The sequence below is a fragment of the Streptomyces alkaliphilus genome (assembly GCF_014141535.1).
Taxonomy (GTDB): Bacteria; Actinomycetota; Actinomycetes; order Streptomycetales; family Streptomycetaceae; genus Streptomyces; species Streptomyces alkaliphilus.
On record NZ_VKHT01000967.1, the window covers coordinates 1 to 1,875 of the forward strand.

General features: G+C 70.8%; 2 protein-coding genes. Both read right to left on the bottom strand.

What is annotated here, in order from left to right:
* Positions 1-90: 90 nt before the first annotated feature.
* The gene (locus tag FNQ90_RS21550) at positions 91-768 is read right to left on the bottom strand and encodes a TetR/AcrR family transcriptional regulator (protein WP_143620767.1); all 678 of its coding nucleotides are present in this window, start codon (positions 766-768) and stop codon (positions 91-93) included.
* The gene (locus FNQ90_RS21555; RefSeq protein ID WP_182607877.1) at positions 765-1,838 is read right to left on the bottom strand and encodes an acyl-CoA desaturase; all 1,074 of its coding nucleotides are present in this window, start codon (positions 1,836-1,838) and stop codon (positions 765-767) included. The genes FNQ90_RS21550 and FNQ90_RS21555 overlap by 4 nt, the downstream gene beginning before the upstream one ends.
* Positions 1,839-1,875: the final 37 nt, after the last annotated feature.

Consider the following 1,875-nt stretch of genomic DNA (forward strand, 5'->3'; position numbering starts at 1 on the left):
GAGCGGGGCGGGCGATCGCGAACGCGGCGAGGGGCCGGCACGCGGCGCGCGTGCCGGCCCCTGCGGGCGGTGCGTTCGGAGGGCCCGCGCTCAGGTGCGGCGGTGGCCGATCAGGCGGGGTTCGTGCTCCAACCCCTGGAGGCCGTGCCAGGCGAGGTTCACCAGGTGGGCGGCCACCTCCGCCTTCTTCGGCTTGCGCACGTTCAGCCACCACTGGCCGGTCAGCGCCACCATCCCCACCAGCGCCTGCGCGTACATCGGCGCCAGCTTCGGGTCGTAACCCCGGCTCTTGAACTCGCGCCCCAGGATGTCCTCCACCTTGGTGGCTATGTCACCGATCAGCGAGGCGAAGGTGCCCGTCGGGGTGGTGACCGGCGAGTCCCGCACCAGTATGTGGAAGCCGTCGGTGTGCTGCTCGATGTAGTCCAGCAGCGCGAAGGCCGCCTGTTCCAGCAGCTCACGGGGGTGTCCGGCGGTGAGCGCGGAGGTCACCATGTCCAGCAGCCGGGCCATCTCCCGGTCCACCACCACGGCGTACAGGCCCTCCTTGCCACCGAAGTGCTCGTACACCACCGGCTTGGAGACCCCCGCCCTGGCGGCGATCTCCTCCACCGACGTCCCGTCGAAACCACGGGCGGCGAAGAGCGTGCGACCGATGTCGAGCAGTTGCTCCCTGCGTTCGGTGCCGGTCATCCGGCGCCTGGCGCGTCGGGTGGTGCGGGGCGGTTTCTCCGTACTGCTCTTCTCGGTCGCCACGCCCTCCATCATGCCGCGCCGATGTCGGGCTTCTCCGCCGGGTTACCGGTGCCCGCCGCGGCGCCGACCCTCTCCCGTCGATCCGATCGGCCCCGACGGGAGCCGTCCTCGTCATCGCAGACCCGCTTGGCGTCGAGGCGCGACTTCTTCGGCCAGCGCACGTCGTGCGCCCAGCCGGCCAGCTCGAACCAGCGGATCAGCCGTGCGCTGGAGTCCACCTGCCACCGGTCCACGCCGTGCCGGGCGCAGGTCGGGTCGGCGTGGTGCAGGTTGTGCCAGGACTCACCACAGGAGAGCACGGCCAGCCACCAGACGTTCCCCGAGCGGTCGCGCGACTTGAAGGGCCGGTTGCCCACCGCGTGGCAGATCGAGTTGATCGACCAGGTCACGTGGTGCAGCAGGGCCACCCGGACCAGCGAGCCCCAGAAGAAGGCGGTCAGCGCGCCCTGCCAGGACCAGGTCACCAGACCGCCGATCACGGCCGGGGCGGCGAGGGAGACCGCGGTCCACAGCACGAACTGACGGGAGATCCGCCGGATGTCGGGGTCCGCGATCAGGTCGGGGGCGTACTTCTGCTGGGAGGTCTGCTCCTTGTCGAACATCCACGCCATGTGTGCCCACCACAGGCCCTTCATCAGGGCCGGCACCGTCTCGCCGTACCGCCAGGGGGAGTGCGGGTCGCCCTCGGCGTCGGAGTGCTTGTGGTGCCTGCGGTGGTCGGCGACCCAGCGGATCAGCGGGCCCTCGACGGCCAGCGAGCCGGCGATGGCCAGGGCGATCCGCAACGGCCGCTTCGCCTTGAAGGAGCCGTGGGTGAAGTAGCGGTGGAAGCCGATGGTGATGCCGTGGCAGCCGAGGAAGTAGAAGGCCACCAGCAGGCCCAGGTCCAGCCAGCTCACCCCCCAGCCCCAGGCCAGGGGCACGGCCGCGAGCAGTGCCAGGAACGGCACCACGATGAAGAGGAGCAGGGTGATCTGTTCGATGGAGCGGCGTTCCTCGCCACCAAGGGTGCCGGTGGGCGTCCCCTCGGCGTCGGGTGCCTCGGCACGCGGGGGCGGTAGGAGATCCGGGCTGGTGGTCATGACAGGTACTACCTCGGGGGTGGGAGAGGGGTGGGTG

Excerpts from the sequence above, each read along its gene's own strand:
- FNQ90_RS21550 (WP_143620767.1), bottom strand. The coding sequence starts at position 768 with ATGATGGAGGGCGTGGCGACCGAGAAGAGCAGTACGGAGAAACCGCCC.
- FNQ90_RS21555 (WP_182607877.1), bottom strand. The coding sequence starts at position 1,838 with ATGACCACCAGCCCGGATCTCCTACCGCCCCCGCGTGCCGAGGCACCC.